The sequence below is a fragment of the Rhodoplanes sp. SY1 genome (assembly GCF_046000175.1).
In the GTDB taxonomy this organism is placed as follows: domain Bacteria; phylum Pseudomonadota; class Alphaproteobacteria; order Rhizobiales; family Xanthobacteraceae; genus Rhodoplanes.
On the sequence record NZ_JBEOMB010000047.1, the window covers coordinates 1 to 15,586 of the forward strand.

13 protein-coding genes are annotated in these 15,586 nt (G+C 70.7%); 4 read left to right on the forward strand and 9 right to left on the reverse strand.

Features of this window, described 5'->3' with window-relative positions; all coding sequences use genetic code 11:
- Positions 1 to 79: 79 nt before the first annotated feature.
- Positions 80 to 820, forward strand: a complete 741-nt coding sequence (hisA, locus tag ABTU92_RS13130) for a 1-(5-phosphoribosyl)-5-[(5-phosphoribosylamino)methylideneamino]imidazole-4-carboxamide isomerase (RefSeq protein WP_408091281.1) — start codon at positions 80 to 82, stop codon at positions 818 to 820.
- 224 nt (positions 821 to 1,044) lie between these two features.
- On the opposite strand, the gene ABTU92_RS13135 is transcribed toward hisA, so the two are convergent.
- Positions 1,045 to 1,788: a DUF3800 domain-containing protein gene (locus ABTU92_RS13135; RefSeq protein ID WP_408091283.1), complete on the reverse strand. Its 744-nt coding sequence runs from the start codon at positions 1,786 to 1,788 to the stop codon at positions 1,045 to 1,047.
- A gap of 30 nt (positions 1,789 to 1,818) precedes the next feature.
- On the opposite strand from ABTU92_RS13135, the gene hisF reads away from it, so the two are divergent.
- Genes hisF through coaA form a run of 3 tightly spaced genes read left to right on the forward strand, consistent with a single transcriptional unit; the run spans position 1,819 to position 3,945 of the window.
- Positions 1,819 to 2,610 (forward strand): imidazole glycerol phosphate synthase subunit HisF, encoded by a 792-nt coding sequence (hisF, locus tag ABTU92_RS13140; RefSeq protein ID WP_408091285.1) that lies wholly within the window; start codon positions 1,819 to 1,821, stop codon positions 2,608 to 2,610.
- A gap of 41 nt (positions 2,611 to 2,651) precedes the next feature.
- On the forward strand, positions 2,652 to 2,975 hold the full coding sequence (locus ABTU92_RS13145; RefSeq protein ID WP_408091287.1) for a phosphoribosyl-ATP diphosphatase: 324 nt from the start codon (positions 2,652 to 2,654) through the stop codon (positions 2,973 to 2,975).
- 4 nt (positions 2,976 to 2,979) lie between these two features.
- On the forward strand, positions 2,980 to 3,945 hold the full coding sequence (gene coaA, locus ABTU92_RS13150; protein WP_408091289.1) for a type I pantothenate kinase: 966 nt from the start codon (positions 2,980 to 2,982) through the stop codon (positions 3,943 to 3,945).
- A gap of 145 nt (positions 3,946 to 4,090) precedes the next feature.
- Here coaA and ABTU92_RS13155 read toward each other — a convergent pair whose 3' ends face one another.
- The 8 genes from ABTU92_RS13155 to glgC form a co-directional block, all read right to left on the reverse strand.
- Positions 4,091 to 5,035: a GNAT family N-acetyltransferase gene (locus ABTU92_RS13155; RefSeq protein WP_408091291.1), complete on the reverse strand. Its 945-nt coding sequence runs from the start codon at positions 5,033 to 5,035 to the stop codon at positions 4,091 to 4,093.
- Positions 5,036 to 5,276: 241 nt separating this feature from the next.
- Positions 5,277 to 7,148 (reverse strand): ATP-binding protein, encoded by a 1,872-nt coding sequence (locus ABTU92_RS13160; protein ID WP_408091293.1) that lies wholly within the window; start codon positions 7,146 to 7,148, stop codon positions 5,277 to 5,279.
- Positions 7,149 to 7,327: 179 nt separating this feature from the next.
- Positions 7,328 to 10,063: an ATP-binding protein gene (locus ABTU92_RS13165; RefSeq protein ID WP_408091295.1), complete on the reverse strand. Its 2,736-nt coding sequence runs from the start codon at positions 10,061 to 10,063 to the stop codon at positions 7,328 to 7,330.
- Positions 10,060 to 10,539: a response regulator gene (locus tag ABTU92_RS13170; RefSeq protein WP_170145722.1), complete on the reverse strand. Its 480-nt coding sequence runs from the start codon at positions 10,537 to 10,539 to the stop codon at positions 10,060 to 10,062. Before ABTU92_RS13170 ends, ABTU92_RS13165 begins: the two co-directional genes overlap by 4 nt.
- Before the next feature lie 245 nt (positions 10,540 to 10,784).
- Positions 10,785 to 12,323 carry a YifB family Mg chelatase-like AAA ATPase gene (locus tag ABTU92_RS13175; protein ID WP_408091297.1) on the reverse strand — a complete coding sequence of 513 codons (1,539 nt, stop codon included), beginning with the start codon at positions 12,321 to 12,323 and terminating at the stop codon, positions 10,785 to 10,787.
- Between the two features lie 94 nt (positions 12,324 to 12,417).
- Complete coding sequence (locus tag ABTU92_RS13180; RefSeq protein ID WP_274611490.1) at positions 12,418 to 12,543, reverse strand: hypothetical protein; 126 nt, start codon at positions 12,541 to 12,543, stop codon at positions 12,418 to 12,420.
- Positions 12,544 to 12,863: 320 nt separating this feature from the next.
- The gene (glgA, locus tag ABTU92_RS13185) at positions 12,864 to 14,321 is read right to left on the reverse strand and encodes a glycogen synthase GlgA (protein WP_408091436.1); all 1,458 of its coding nucleotides are present in this window, start codon (positions 14,319 to 14,321) and stop codon (positions 12,864 to 12,866) included.
- Positions 14,321 to 15,538 (reverse strand): glucose-1-phosphate adenylyltransferase, encoded by a 1,218-nt coding sequence (gene glgC, locus ABTU92_RS13190; protein WP_408091438.1) that lies wholly within the window; start codon positions 15,536 to 15,538, stop codon positions 14,321 to 14,323. Before glgC ends, glgA begins: the two co-directional genes overlap by 1 nt.
- Positions 15,539 to 15,586: the final 48 nt, after the last annotated feature.

The following is a 15,586-nucleotide window of genomic DNA, read 5'->3' on the forward strand; positions in this document are numbered from 1 at the left end:
CCGACGTCCGCGCTGATCGCGCGAACGTCGACCTCTCCCCGCGCGCGGGGAGAGGTGAAGACCGCAGCGGAGTCCGCCCGTGATCCTGTTTCCCGCCATCGATTTGAAGGACGGCCTCGCCGTGCGCCTGGAGCAGGGCGACATGGCGCGCGCCACCATCTTCAACCGCGATCCCGCCGAGCAGGCGCGCCAGTTCGAGGAGATCGGGTTCCCGTATCTGCACATTGTCGATCTCGACGGCGCCTTCGCGGGCAAGCCCGTGAACGCCGCGGCGGTCGAGCGGATCCTCGAGCTGGTGTCGATCCCGGTGCAGCTCGGCGGCGGCATCCGCAATCTCGCGACCGTCGAGGGCTGGCTGGAGAAGGGCATCACCCGGGTGATCATCGGCACCGCGGCGGTGCGCGACCCCGAGCTGGTGAAGACCGCGGCCAGGGCGTTCCCGGGCCGTGTCGCGGTCGGGCTCGATGCGCGCGGCGGCCGCGTCGCGGTCGAGGGCTGGGCCGAGGTTTCGGACCTGCCGGCGCTCGATCTCGCCCGTCGCTTCGAGGACGCCGGCGTCGCGGCAATCGTCTACACCGAGATCAGCCGCGACGGCATGCTGACCGGCCTCGATCTCGACGGCACCATCGCGCTCGCCGAGGCGATCTCGATTCCGGTCATCGCCTCGGGCGGCCTCGCCTCGATCGGCGACATCGAGAAGCTGATCGAGCCGCGCGCAAAAAAGCTCGCCGGCGCGATCGCCGGCCGCGCCCTCTACGACGGCCGCCTCGACGCCCGCAAGGCGCTGGCGCTTTTGAAGAGCGCGGGGGCGGTGTCGTGACTCCGGGGCGGATCGGCGATAGCTCCGAAGCGTTCTCGCGTGCGGGACGCAAGCGATTGATTCTGAACAAGGTTCGTGATGCCGCCATTGATTCGAGCGGGAACCTCGCTTATATTCGAAGCAAATGGATTGGGGGTTCCCGGTCGGCGCTTGGCCTCGGAGTGATCCGGGGCCATTCGCTTTTCGAGCGCCCGCCGATCGAAAGGCCGACCGCAGTGGAGGCGTCACGGAAAGATTCGGATGCGGCCCAGCCCCGGCCGATCCCCGCGGCCACGGACCAGCTTTTTCGCGATGATGTCGAAGGCGCGGTTGGGCTGGGTGGGGCGCAGGACCTTCAGGCCGATCGGCCGGGCCGTGAGATCGGCGATCTGCATGCCGGCCGCGTTGGCCTTCTTGTCGAGGAAGACGATCTCGAAGTTCGGCAGCTTTCGCTGGAAGACGTTCTCGCCGCCGCCGATCCGCCGAAACTCCAGCTCGAGCGCCTTGTCCTCCCGATCACCGCGGCGCTCGAAGACGAAGTGGAGCGTCTTGGTCGCCGAGTCGTGCCGGCTCACGAACTCGAAGGCCCGCTCGATGCAGAACGACAAGGCGAGGTGATACGGGTTCTCCGCGAACAGATCCTCGTGCTTGAGCCGGCGCTTGTCGACGACGGTCGCGATCATCCAGACTCGTGCGCCGGCCAGGAGCGTGTTGAGATCGGCCAGGAAGGCTTGGTTCCGCTCCGGCACGTTCAGGAACGCGAAGGGCGGGAGCTTCTTGCGGATCTCCCGCTCGTGCAGGATCACGGTGTCGTGCCCGAACCACTTGAATTTCAGGGCATGCACGGCCGGCACGATCCGGCGAAGGTACGTGGTCTTCTCGAACACGCACAGGCACAGAACAAACACCGGATAGGCTTCGTCGATCTTGACGAGGCTGTGGTCGCCGCTCTCGTCGGCGTAGATCACGAAATCGCTGAACTCTGACATCGCGCGCCCAACGAACGGCCACATCGTATCATGTTCAAGGTCCGCGTCATTCCCTGCCTCGACGTCAAGGACGGCCGTGTCGTCAAGGGCGTCAACTTCGTCGATCTGGTCGATGCCGGCGATCCCGTGCAGGCGGCGATCGCCTACGACGCCGCGGGCGCCGACGAGCTGTGCTTCCTCGACATCACGGCGAGCCACGAGAACCGCGGCACCATCCTCGACGTGGTGCGGCGCACGGCGGAAGCGTGCTTCATGCCGCTGACGGTGGGCGGCGGCGTGCGCACCGTCGACGACATCCGGGCGCTCCTGCAGTCGGGCGCCGACAAGGTGTCGATCAACACGGCCGCGGTGAACAATCGCCAGTTCGTCGCCGAGGCGGCCGAGAAGTTCGGCAACCAGTGCATCGTGGTGGCGATCGACGCCAAGCGCGTCGCGGGGCCGGGCACGGCGCTGCCTGACGCGCCGGACGCTTGGGAGATCTTCACCCATGGCGGCCGCAAGCCGACCGGGATCGACGCGGTCCTGTATGCGAAAGAGGTCGTCGCGCTCGGCGCAGGAGAAATCCTGCTCACCTCGATGGACCGTGACGGCACCAAGTCGGGCTTCGACATCGCGCTGACCCGCGCCATCGCCGACGCCGTGCCGGTGCCGGTGATCGCCTCGGGCGGCGTCGGCACCCTCGATCACCTGGTCGAGGGCATCCGCGACGGCCACGCGACCGCGGTGCTGGCCGCCTCGATCTTCCATTTCGGCACGTTCACGATTCGGGAGGCCAAGGCCCACATGGCCGCGGCCGGCCTGCCGATGCGCCTCGATCCCTGAAAAAACTCGCGAATTTACCCCTTCCGACGGACCCGACGACCATGAGCGCCTTCACGCTGCACGACCTCGAGGCGATCATCGCGTCGCGCGCCTCGGCGACTGCCGAGACCTCCTACACCAAGACGCTGCTCGACAAGGGCGCCGCCCACTGCGCCAAGAAGATGGGCGAGGAGGCGATCGAGGTGGTGCTGGCCGGCGCAGGGGAGACCCGCGATCGCGTCGTCGCCGAGGCGGCCGATCTCCTGTACCATCTGCTGGTCCTGTTGAAGGCGCGTGACATTTCGATTGCCGAAGTCGAGGCCCTGCTGAAATCCCGTACGGCGCAATCCGGACTCGACGAAAAGGCCTCACGGAAGGATGCCTGACCCGATGGATCAGCTCGTCGTTCCCCGCTCCGGTACCCAGCTCTCGCCCTACCGGGTGTTCTCCCGCGACGAGTGGGCGGCGCTGCGCGAGGACACGCCGATGACGCTGGAGCCGGCCGAGGTGATCAGGCTGCGCTCGGTGCACGACCGGCTCGACATCGCCGAGATCGAGGAGATCTATCTCCCGCTCTCGCGCCTCCTGTCCCTCTATGTCGCCGCGACCCAGAAGCTGTTCCGGGCGCAGCAGCGCTTCCTTAACACGGGCGACGCCAAGGTGCCCTACGTGATCGGCGTCGCCGGGTCGGTGGCGGCCGGCAAGTCGACGACGGCGCGCGTCCTGCAGGCGCTGCTGGCGCGCTGGACCAACGTGCCGAAGGTCGATCTCGTCACCACCGACGGCTTCCTGTTCCCCAACGCGGTGCTGCAGCAGGAAGGCCTGATGGACAAGAAGGGCTTTCCGGAGAGCTACGACCTGCCGGCGCTCCTGCGCTTCCTCTCCCACATCAAGGCGGGCCGCCGACCGGTGCGGGCGCCCGTCTACTCGCATCTCGTCTACGACGTGGTGCCCAACGAGTGGATCGAGATCGACCGCCCCGACATCCTGATCGTCGAGGGCGTCAACGTGCTGCAGACCGGCCGCCCGCCCAAGGACGGCAAGGCGATCCCGTTCGTGTCGGACTTCTTCGACTTCTCGGTCTATATCGACGCCGACGAGGACGTGCTGCACCACTGGTACGTGAAGCGGTTTTTGGCGCTGCGCGGCACCGCGTTCCGCGACCCGAAGTCCTATTTCCGGCGCTACTCGCAGCTGACCGACGACGAGGCGGTCGCCATGGCGACCGACATCTGGACGCGCATCAATCTGGTGAACCTGCAGGAGAACATCCTGCCGACCCGCCAGCGCGCCGACCTGATCCTGAAGAAGAGCGAGACGCACCGCATCGCCGAGGTCGCGCTGCGGCGGTTGTGATTCTGCGGCGTCATTCCGGGACGGCGCGAAGCGCCGGACCCGGAATCCAGCCACAAGCGCTGGTCGTCGGTGCTGGATTCCGGGCTCGCGGCTTTGCCGCGCCCCGGAATGACCGAGTTGTGATCGAATCAGCTCACGCCTGAACTCACGCCGCGTGGCGTTCGGCGCTGGCGCCGAAATGGCCGATGTAGCGGGTGTTGATCAGGCTCACCGGCAGGATCACGAGAATGTCCGTCGTGCCGAACTGGCGGTCGATCACGGCGCCGTCGCCGATCACGGCGCCGATTCTCAGATAGCCCTTCACCAGCGGCGGCAGCGCGTGCAGGGCGGCCTTGGGGTCGACGCTCTCCTTCGCCATCCGGTCGAGCGGCACGTAGCGGCGCGCCAGCGCGCGGGCTCGCCACGCCTCCGGGGCCGGGGCGTAGTGGTGCAGGAACGACAGCGGCAGCGCCAGCGCGTCCGGGTCGGTGCCCTCCAGGCTGGCGCAACCGAGCATCACGTCGACCTTGTGCCGCAGCACATAGGTCCAGATGCCGTGCCACAGCAGCTCGACGGTGCGCTTGTTGCGATACGGCGGCAGCACGCAGGAGCGGCCGAGCTCGAGGAACTTCAGGCCGCGGTGCCGCGCGATCAGCGGCGCGATGTCGAACTCGCCGGCCGTGTAGAAGCCGCCGCGGCGCTCGGCGATCTCCTGACGCAGCAGCCGATAGGTGCCGACGACGGCCGGGCCGTGGCGGGTCGGCTTGTCGTGATCGAGCACCAGGAGATGATCACACAGCGCGTCGTAAGGGTCGACGTCGCGCCGCGCCAGCATCGTCGTGGCGTCGGCGACCGCCGACATCTCCTGATAGAACACGTCGAAGCGCAGGCGCTGGGCGCGGCGGATCTCGGCGGCCCGGTGGGCGAGCCGGACCTCGAGCGCGCCGATGCGGCCGAGCGTCTCGTCGCTGCGGGTGAGCCGGGGATCGGAGACGCGCAGGCCGCCATAGGCCTTCAGCGCGGCGAGCTTGGGGACGCCGGCGCCGGGGCGCGGCAGGCCGGCCAGGCCGAACAGGCGTTTCGGAGGAGTCTCGCGCAACGACGCGGGCATCGACGGCTCCCGAAATCAATCAGTCGGACTCGGGCGAACGACGCGATTCGCGGCACCCGGCCGATCATCGTCACATAAGCCGCGGCGACCACGGATTTATGACGCGGCCGCGTTTCGATGTCGCGAGTCTACACGGTCGCATCGCGCCGCGGCAGGGCTGCGGTCCAAGCACCGGTCCGACGATCGGAGCGGGCGGGCGAGAGCCGTCTCGCCGTCTCGGGCGACCAGCGTCGGCGGCGTTTCAGGCCGCCAGCACGGCGCCGGTTCGGCCGTGGGCGAGGACCGCCTCCAGCCGATCGCGGTCGAGCGGCTTGACCAGCACGGCGTCGAGCCCGGCGGCCGTGTAGGCCGCGGGATCGGCCGGCGAGGCGTCGGCCGTGAGCGCCGCGATCAGGGCTGCGGGACGGCCTTGCTCGGCTTCGTGCGCGCGGATCTGCCGCGTCGCCGAGAGGCCGTCGAGGCCGGGCATGTGCAGGTCCATCAGAATCACGTCGTAGGGACTGCCGTCGGTGGCCGCCTGCTGCCACGCCGCCACGGCCGCGAGGCCGTCGGACGTGACGGTGACGCGATGGCCGAGCCGCTCCAACAGGGCCCGCACCAGGAGCGCGTTGATCGGATTGTCCTCGGCGACCAGCACGGCCCGTGATGATCCATGAGCGTCGGCCTCGGCCGACGGGGCGTCGGGCGTCGGCACAGGTGCGGCGCCTTGGGCCGGCTCGGCGGCGGCGCCGAGCCGCACGGCCAGCGAGGCGGCCCGCACCGGCTTGATCAGATAATCTGTGAAGCCGGCGGCCTCGAAGCCCGGCAGCTCGCCGCGCTCCGAGGGACGCAGCATCACGAGGCGCCGTGACGCCGCGCGCAGCTCCGGGACCAGCGCGGCGGCGGCCGTCGTCCCGATGCTGCGGTCGACCAGCACGGTGTCGCAGGCCTCGCGGGCCAGGGCGTCGGCGGCCGCGTCCGGCGTGGCCACGGCGGTGCGGGCGCCCCAGGCGTCGAGCTGGCGCACCAGGGCCGCGACGCCGCAGGGGTCAGTGGCGACGACCAGCACGCCGCGTCCGGACAGGTCGGGCGCCGCGGTGGTCGGTGCGGCGCCGTCGGCCGCCGGCAGCGGCAGCGTGACGCGAAACGTCGCGCCGGCGCCGGGCGCGCTGTCGACCGTGATGGTGCCGTCGAGCCGCGCCACGATTCGGCGCGTGATGGCGAGGCCGAGCCCGGTGCCGCCGAAGCGGCGGTCGGCGCCGTCCTCGGCCTGCTCGAACTCCCCGAAAATGCGCTCCTGCGCGTCCGGGGCGATGCCGATGCCGGTGTCCTGCACGGCGATGATCACGGTCCCGGCCCGCGGTCCCGGCGCGGCCGTCACCGTGACGCTGCCGGCCGGCGTGAACTTCACGGCGTTGCCGACGAGGTTGAGCAGCACCTGGCGCAGCCGCGCGTCGTCGCCGACCACCTCGGCCGCCAACGCCGGATCCACGAAGGCGGCGATCTCGATGTTCTTCTCGTGGGCGCGCGGGGCGAGCAGCTCGACCACCGACTCGACCATGGCGGCAAGACCGAACGGCCGCGCCGTCACGGTGATGCGGCCCGACTCGATCTTGGCGAAGTCGAGAATGTCCTCGATCAGGGTCAGGAGGGCGCGGCCGGAGGTGCGCACCGCCTCCGCATAGGTGGCTTGAGCCGGCGTGAGCGGCGTGTCGAGCAACAGCTCGGACATCCCCAGAATGCCGTTCAGCGGCGTGCGGATCTCGTGCGAGACGGTGGCGAGAAAGCGGTTCTTGGCGCGGCCGGCGGCCTCGGCTTCTTGGCGCACGGCGATCAGCTCGGCACGCGCCTGCTCCTCGGCGTCGGTCAGCTCCCATTCGCGGTCGGCAAGCGCCTCGATCCGTGCGTCGCGCCGGTCGAGGTCGCGGCGCAGCCGCCGATTGTCGTGCAGAAGCAGGGCCAGGGCCGCGGCGGCGATGATCGCCGCTGCGATGGCGATGCCGACGAAGAGGCGCGCCGTCGCGGCCGCCTCGGTCCGCATCAGAAGGACGCCGAGCAGAAGGCCGAGCAGGATCGACATCGCGCCGAGCATCACGGCGGCGGGGCGGGCGGATCGTTCGAGCCAGTCGTTCATCCGCGCCTTCGCTCCTGGCGCGCCTGCGCGCCTTTCGCCCCTGGCGCGCCTCGCGCCGTCACGGCGGCGCGCGGCGGGCCGAATCCCGGCTGCGGCCGTCCTTCGGGATAGCACCGGAATGTTGCCTAACTCTTGTCGCGGCCGACCGGCCCCGGCGACCCCGGCGAAACGGCGCGCCGTCAGGCCGCCGCGGCGAGGGCGACCAGATGCGTACGGGCGTGCGCGAGCGCGGCGTCGAGCCGGGCGACCTGGACCCGGTAGTCCTCCGTCGTGATGGTCGCGGCGGCCGCCTCGAGCTCGGCCGCCAGCGCCGCCAGCACCACGGCGCCCAGGGTGGCGGCCGCACCCTTGAGCGTGTGCGCCTCGACCCCGATGGTGTCGCGGGCGAGCTCGGGGCACAGGTCGCTCATCCGCGCGAGCCGGGCATCCGACTCGCGCAGAAACACCTGGACGGCAAGTGAAAGGCCATCCTCGCCGATCTCCTCGGCCAGCATGGCGAGCATGTCGCGGTCGATCGCCTGCTCGGGATCGTGGCCGCGCATCGCGCCGGCCGTCGCGCGGGCCGGGCCGCCGCCCGGACCGGCGACCGTCGAGGGCGCCGTCGGCAGCGGAACCGCGGCGCCGGCCCCCCGCGGCTCGGTCCGTCCTCGAGGCTCGGCCTCCAGATGGTCGACGACGGCGAGCAGCTCCTCGATCAAGGCCTGCTTGCGCAGCGGCTTGGCGACGAAGCCCGTCATGCCGGTGGCGCGACAGATCTTGATGTCCTCGGGATAGGCGTTGGCCGTGATGGCGACGATCGGCACGGCGTCGTTCGGGCCGCCCCGCGCCCTGATCGTCCGCGTCGCCTCGAGACCGTCCATCTGCGGCATTCGCACGTCCATCAGCACGACGTCGAAGCGGGTCTCCGCCACAGCCGCCACCGCCTCGGCGCCGTCGGCGACGAGCCGCGGCACGATGCCGAACTCCTTGAGCATCTTCACGGCGACGAGCTGGTTGGTCGGGTTGTCCTCGGCGATCAGCAGGCGCAGCGGCCGCCCGAGCCCGGCGAGGCGGGTCCGGAAGGCGTCGACCACGCCGGCATCGTCGCCGCGCGGCTCGCCGACGAAGGTGTCGGACCAGGCGAGCGCCAGGCGGACCCGGAACGTGGTGCCGACACCCTCGGTCGACTCGACCCCGATGGTTCCGCCCATCTGGTCGACGATGTGCTTGCAGATCGCGAGCCCGAGCCCGGTGCCGCCGAAGCGGCGGTTGATCGACGGATCGGCCTGGGTGAACTTGTTGAACAGGATCGGGATGCGGTCGGCCGCGATGCCCATGCCGGTGTCGGCGACGATCCACTCGACCTCGCACCGGTCGGCGTCGCAGGCGAGGCGGCGCACGGCGACGCGGATCTCGCCCCGGCACGTGAACTTCACGGCATTGGACAACAGGTTCAGCAGAACCTGGCGGAGACGCCCGGCGTCGCCGATCAGCGCCGCCGGCAGGTCGGGCGCGATCGCGGTGTGAATCACGAGCCCGCGGTCGGCGGCGCGCTTGCCGACGATGCTGACCGCGTTGTCGACCAGGGCGGCCGGCGAGAACGGAATCGCCTCGAACTCCAGCTTGCCGGCCTCGAGCTTGGAGAAGTCGAGGATGTCGTTGAGGATGCGCAGGAGATTGTCGCCGGCGTCGTGCAGCGCGGTGACGCAGACGCGCTGCTCGGCGTCGAGGTCGCTCTCCATGAGGGTCGTGGCGAGCCCCAGCAGGGCGTTCATGGGCGTGCGGATCTCGTGGCTCATGGTGGCCAGGAATTCCGACTTCGCCCGGTTCGCCGCCTCGGCCGTTTTCTCGCGCTCGCGCATCAGCTCGGCCTCGGCGCGAGCGCGGGCATTCTCGGCCGCCATGTGGTCGGTGCGGGCCTTCACGGCGCGCGTCTGCTCGCTCCACCACAGCGCGATCGACAGCGCCGCGACGACGACGATCACGGCGCCGATCACCGAGAGGAACACCGACAGCCGCACCACGGCGTGCCAGGCGGCGAGCGCGTGGGCCTTGGTGGTGGTCGCGACCATCACCAGCGGATAGCTCTTCAGCGGCCGCACCGCGACGACCCGCTCCTGTCCGTCGAGCGGACTGACGAGCCGCTCCGTGTAGGCCCGCTCGCCGCCGTCGCGGATCGCGAAGGTCTTGCCGATCAGCGGCACGCGCGGATGCCGCATCAGCAGCACGCCCTCGCGAGTCATCAACGACATCGAGTCGTGCTCCGAGAGCGACACGGCGCGATAGAGCGACTCGAAATGGTCGAGCGACAGGGACGCCGACATGATGCCCATGAAGCTGCCGTCGTAGGCGTCGAGCCGGCGGTGCAGGCCGACCAGCCAATCGCCGGTGACGCGGCTCCGCACCGGGGCGCCGACGATCGAGTGCGAGAGGCGCTCGGTCTGCAGACGCAGGAAGTGCGCGCGGTCGGCGATCGACACGGCCGGAGTCGGCCAGAAGCGCGAGAAGCTCACCAGGGTTCCGCCGCTGTCGAACAGCGACAGCGCCTCGAGCTGCGGCACCACCGTCGCCTTGTCGCGCAGCACCGCGTGGGTCTGCAGGCCGGACAGGCGCCGGACGAACTCGGCCCGGTCGTTCGACACCGCGTCGGGGACGTGCTCGAGCAGCGCGCTGAGGATCAGGTCGACCGACTGCAGCGCGCGGTCGGCCTGCTCGGCCATGATGGCGCTGCGCTGGGCGAGCGACTGCTCGGCGGCGGCCAGCGCGCTCTCGCGCAGATTGCCGAGCACCAGCGCGTTCATGCCGGCGATGGTCGCGATCATGAACACGGCGCCGGCGATCAGGCCGGCATAGGGACGCGAGATCCTGATCGGGCCGCCGCCGCGCGTCGCGGCCCGGCCGCTCCGATCGCTCGAGCTCTGGTTCGGCGCGCTCACGCCGACCAGCCGGCCGGCCCGAGGCCGACGGCGTCGCGCTGGCGGATCTCCACGAGGAGCGCACGGAGCTGGGCCAGATCGACGGGCTTCGGCAGCGTGCGGCAGACGTTGAGGCTGAGCAGGTTCGCCATCGCGGCGGTCTCGCGCCGGATCGTCTCGTTGGAGCTCGACACGATGACGATCGGGGTCTTCAGGTCCATGGCGGCGACGGCGTGCAGCACCTCGGCGCCGCCGTGGCCGCCGAGCGTCAGGTCGAGGCTGATCAGCGTGTAGGCGCGCTGCTCCAGCAGCGCGACGGCCTGCTCGTAGGACGCCGCCTCGACCACCTCGTAGCCGGCCCGCTGCGCCACCCGGCCGATGATCATGCGATGGACGGTGTCGTCGTCGATCACCAGCAGCGACGGTATGGGCGGTCCGGCGGCGGCGTTCGGCTCGGCCTCGGCCTGCGATGAGTTCGGCTCGCTGCGGTCCAGCATTCTGCGTCCCCGACGTCCCTGCCCCGATCGATCATTCTGGCAGGGAAGCGAAAAGATTCGATTAAACCAGGGATGGCGGTCAATACGCCTGTTGCAGCCCGAACGGGTGAGGAGTCGACCTAGTCGAATCGGGCGATTAGTGCGCCGGGCCGAGCGACGTCTCCGTCGCAGGCCGCTCGGCCGCAGTCGCGCGCGCAGCCCCGCGCGGGGGCGGTGATCACCCCACGGTCGCGTCATCCCGCGCGTCAGGCGGCGCGGCGCACCTCGTCGAGGCGGGTCCGGTAGGCGAGCGCCTCGGCGACATGGACGCGGCCGACCCGCTCGGCTCCGGCGAGGTCGGCGAGCGTGCGGGCGACCCGCAGCACCCGGTGATAGCCGCGGGCCGAGAGCCGCATCGCGTCGGCGGCCTCGCGGATCAGGGCGAGCCCGGCCTTGTCGGGGGTCGCGACCTCCTCCAGGAGGCCGCCCTGCGCCTGCGCATTGGTGCGCACATGCGGGAAGCCGAGCGCCTCGTAGCGGCGCGCCTGCAGGTCGCGCGCCTGCGCCACCCGGGCCGCGACCGCGGCGCTGCCCTCGGCGGCCGGCGGCAGCACGAGGTCGGCGGCGCTCACCGCGGCGATGTCGACATGCAGGTCGATGCGGTCGAGCAGCGGCCCGGAGAGGCGGCCCTGATACTCGGCCGTGCAGCGGGCGATCGGGCCGCGCCGGCAGGCGAAGCCGGGCTCGCTGGCGCGGCCGCACTTGCACGGGTTCATGGCGGCGACCAGCATGAAGCGGGCCGGGTAGGTGACCCGGTGGTTGACCCGGGCGATCGCCACCTCGCCGGTCTCCAGCGGCTGGCGCAGCGACTCGAGCACCCGCGGCTCGAATTCCGGCAGCTCGTCGAGGAACAGGACGCCGTTGTGGGCGAGCGAGATCTCGCCGGGCCGCGCCTTCAGGCCGCCGCCGACCAGGGCCGGCATCGAGGCGGAGTGGTGCGGGCTGCGGAACGGCCGCCGGTCGCTCAACGCCCCGTCGCGGATCTCGCCCGCGACGGACGCGATCATCGACACCTCCAGGAGCTCGACCGGCGACAGCGGCGGCAGGATCGACGGCAGCCGCGCCGCCAGCATCGACTTGCCGGCGCCCGGCGGGCCGATCATCAGCATGTTGTGGCCGCCGGCCGCAGCGATCTCCAGGGCCCGCTTGGCGCTCTCCTGGCCCTTGATGTCGGCGAGGTCGGGCAGCGCGCCCGACGCCGCGCGGATCCGCGGCTGCGGCCGCGACAGCACCTGCGTGCCCTTGAAGTGATTGGCCAATTGGATCAGCGAGCCGGCCGCGACGATCGCCATGTCGGGGCTCGCCCAGGCGGCCTCCGGGCCGCAGGCGGCCGGGCAGATCAGCGCGTCGCCGCGCGCGTTGGCGGCGATCGCGGTCGGCAGCACGCCGGCGACCGGGGCGATCGAGCCGTCGAGCCCGAGCTCGCCCAAGACCGTGCAGCCGTCGAGCGCGTCCGGGGGGATCGCCCCGATGGCGCCCATCAGGCCGAGCGCGATGGGAAGATCGTAATGGCTGCCCTCCTTGGGCAGGTCGGCCGGGGCGAGGTTGACGGTGATGCGCCGCGCCGGCAGCGCCAGCCCGGACGCGACCAGCGCCGCCCGCACCCTTTCACGCGCCTCGGAGACGGCCTTGTCGGGCAGGCCCACGACGTTGAAGGCCGGCAAGCCGGGCGCGACCTGGACCTGGACGTCGACGGCGCGCGCCTCGATGCCCTCGAACGCCACGGTCGTCACCCGCTGCACCATGCCGCCGCCCCAGAACCCGGATTGCGCGCCAGGGTAGCAGGGGCAAGGTCGTGCGGCAAGAACAATAAGAGAACAGCGGCGACGAGCGGCGCCCTCAGTTCAGTCCCGACCGCGGATAGACGAAGGCGAGCAGCGTCAGCAGGGAGGAGCCGAGGACCGCGCCGGCGGGCAGCGGGTTGGAGGCGACGACATTGAAGAGGGTGAGGCCGAGGTCTTGCATCGGACGGGATCCCGTGGCGCGCCTGTCGGCATCGGCCCCCATGGCCGACCTCTTCGAGCGCGTGCGGGGATCGGATCGCGAAAACCAGTCGACGTCGTGTGCTCAGTCCAGGCTGTCCGCTTATACGCCAGAACCATTGCCCGAGTGTGAAGCGTCTGCGCATGGCCGCTCCGGCACGGCGCCCATGCGCTCCCGGCGGGGCAAGGCGCCTACCGTCGCCGCTCGGCCATCAGGCCCCGGTAGAGGGTGGCGGAACGGCGGGCAGCCGCCGTCGACCTCGCGACCCGAGGCGGCTGTAGGTCCAGCGGATGTCGTGCGGCCTACTTTCGCCGCTCGGCCATCAGGGTGCGGTAGAGGGTGGCGTAGCGGCGGGCGGAGCGACGCCAGGAGACGTCGGCCCGCATGGCGTTGCGCTGGACGCGGCGCCAGACCTTGCCGTTGCGCCAGAGCGCGGTGGCGCGCAGGACCGCCGCCTCCAGCATGCCGATGGTCGGACGGAACTGGATGCCGGTGCCGACGCCTTCGGCGATCGCCATGTCGTTGCAGTCGATCACCGTGTCGGCGAGCCCGCCGACATGGCTGACCACCGGCACGGTGCCGTAGCGCAGCGCGCACATCTGCGACAGGCCGCACGGCTCGTAGCGCGACGGCATCAGGAGGGCGTCCGCGCCGGCCTGGATCAGATGGGCGAGCTCCTCGTCGTAGCCGATCACGCAGGCGACGCGGCCGGGATGGATGCGGGCGGCGTCGAGGAACGCCTGCTGCAGGTTGCGCTCGCCGGAGCCGAGCACGACGAGCTGCGAGCCGGTGGCGAGCAGGGTCGGCAGCACCTCGACCAGCATGTCGAGGCCCTTCTGCCAGGTCAGCCGGCTGACCACGCCGAACAAGAGCGCGTCGTCGGTGGCGAGCCCCATGCGCTTCTTCAGCACCGCCTTGTTGGCGATGCGCGGGGCGATGCGGCGGGCGTCGAAATTGGCGGCGATCAGCGGATCGCGGGCCGGGTTCCACACCGTGTCGTCGATGCCGTTGAGGATGCCGGAGAGCCGCTCGGTGCGGCCGCGCAGGAGCCCGTCGAGACCCATGCCGAACTCGCGGGTGCGGATCTCGGCCGCGTAGGTCGGCGACACCGTGGTGATCCAGTCGGAGAGCGCCAGCCCGGCTTTCAGGAATCCGATCTCGCCGTGGAACTCGACCCCGTTGATCGAGAACGCCGCCGGCGGCAGCGCCAGGGCGGACAGGAGCGAGGCCGGGAACAGGCCCTGGAAGGCGAGGTTGTGCACCGTCATCACGGTGCGGGGCCGGCGCTCGAACCGGTAGCGCAGATAGGCGGCCGAGAGCCCGGCCTGCCAGTCGTGGGCGTGCAGCACGTCGGGCCGGAAGGCCGGCACCTCGCCGGCGCCGAGCCGCGCCGCCATCAGGCCGAGCGCCCCGAACCGGATCGCGTTGTCGGGCCAGTCGCGGCCGTCCGCCGAGACGTAGGGGTTGCCGGGCCGGTCGTAGAGATGCGGCGCGTCGATGACGATCAGCTCGAGGTGCTTGGCGCGGCCGTGGAGGAGGCGGGCCGGGCCGCCGAACAGGTCGTCGACGGCGAGGATCGGGCTCGCGTCGCGCAGCGCCGCCATCACGTCCGGATAGCCGGGGATCAGCGTGACGGTGCGGACGCTCTCGGGGGCGAGCGCCGCCGGCAGCGCGCCGGCGACGTCCGCGAGACCCCCGGTCTTCACGAAAGGGAAAATCTCGGAGACGACGGACAGGACGTGGATCGGCGTCGCTGCGATCACAACCGATCGATCATCTGCTGGGTGATCAGACAGATCCCGTCCTCGGTGCGGCGGAACCTGTCGGCGTCGACGTCCGGATCCTCGCCGACCACGAGCTTCGGCGGGATCACGGTGCCCTTGTCGATCACCACGTTGCGCAGCCGCGCGCCGCGTCCGATGTCGACCTGCGGCAGGATCACCGAGTTCTCGACGAAGGCGTAGGAGTGCACGCGCGCCCCGGTGCCGACCAACGAGCGGCGGATCGAGGCGCCGGAGACGATGCAGCCGCCGGCGACCAGCGAGGCGATCGCGGTGCCGCGGCGGCCCTGCTCGTCGTGGACGAACTTGGCGGGCGGGGTGATCTCGGCATAGGTCCAGATCGGCCAGTTGTGGTCGAACAGGTCGAGCTGCGGCACCACGGCGGTGAGGTCGATATTGGCCTCCCAGTAGGCCCCGATGGTGCCGACGTCGCGCCAGTAGACGGCGGCCTCCTCGCGCGAGCGCACGCAGGAGCGCGAGAACGGATGCGCCACCGCCTTCCCGTACTTGACCAGATACGGGACAATGTCCTTGCCGAAGTCGTGCGTCGAGTGCGGGTCCTGGGCGTCGCGGCGCACCTGGTCGATCAGGAACTTGGTGTTGAAGACGTAGATGCCCATGCTGGCGAGCGCCAGATCCGGGTTGCCCGGCATGTGCGGCGGCTTCGGCGGTTTCTCGACGAAGTCGACGACGACGTCGTTCTCGTCGACATGCACGACGCCGAAATGGATCGCCTGTTTGAGCGGCACCTCGATGGTCGCGATGGTGATGTCGGCCTTCTGCTCCACGTGCTGCTGGAGCATCGGCTCGTAGTCCATCTTGTAGATGTGGTCGCCGGCGAGTAGGACGATGAACTCGGGATTGTAGCTCTCGATGATGTCGAGGTTCTGGTAGACGGCATCGGCCGTGCCGGCATACCAGCTCGCGCCGGCGATGCGCTGGCTCGCCGGCAGGATGTCGAAGCTCTCGTTCCGCTCGGGGCGGAAGAAGTTCCAGCCGCGCTGCATGTGGCGGATCAGGCTGTGCGCCTTGTACTGGGTCGCCACCGCGATGCGGCGGATGCCCGAGTTGAGGGCGTTGGACAGCGTGAAGTCGATGATCCGGGACTTGCCGCCGAAATAGACCGCCGGCTTGGCGCGGTTGTCGCACAGCTCGTGCAGCCGGCTGCCGCGGCCGCCGGCCAGCACATAGGCCATGGCGGAACGGGCGAGCGGCCCCGGCGTGGAATGTACAATCGGCACGGA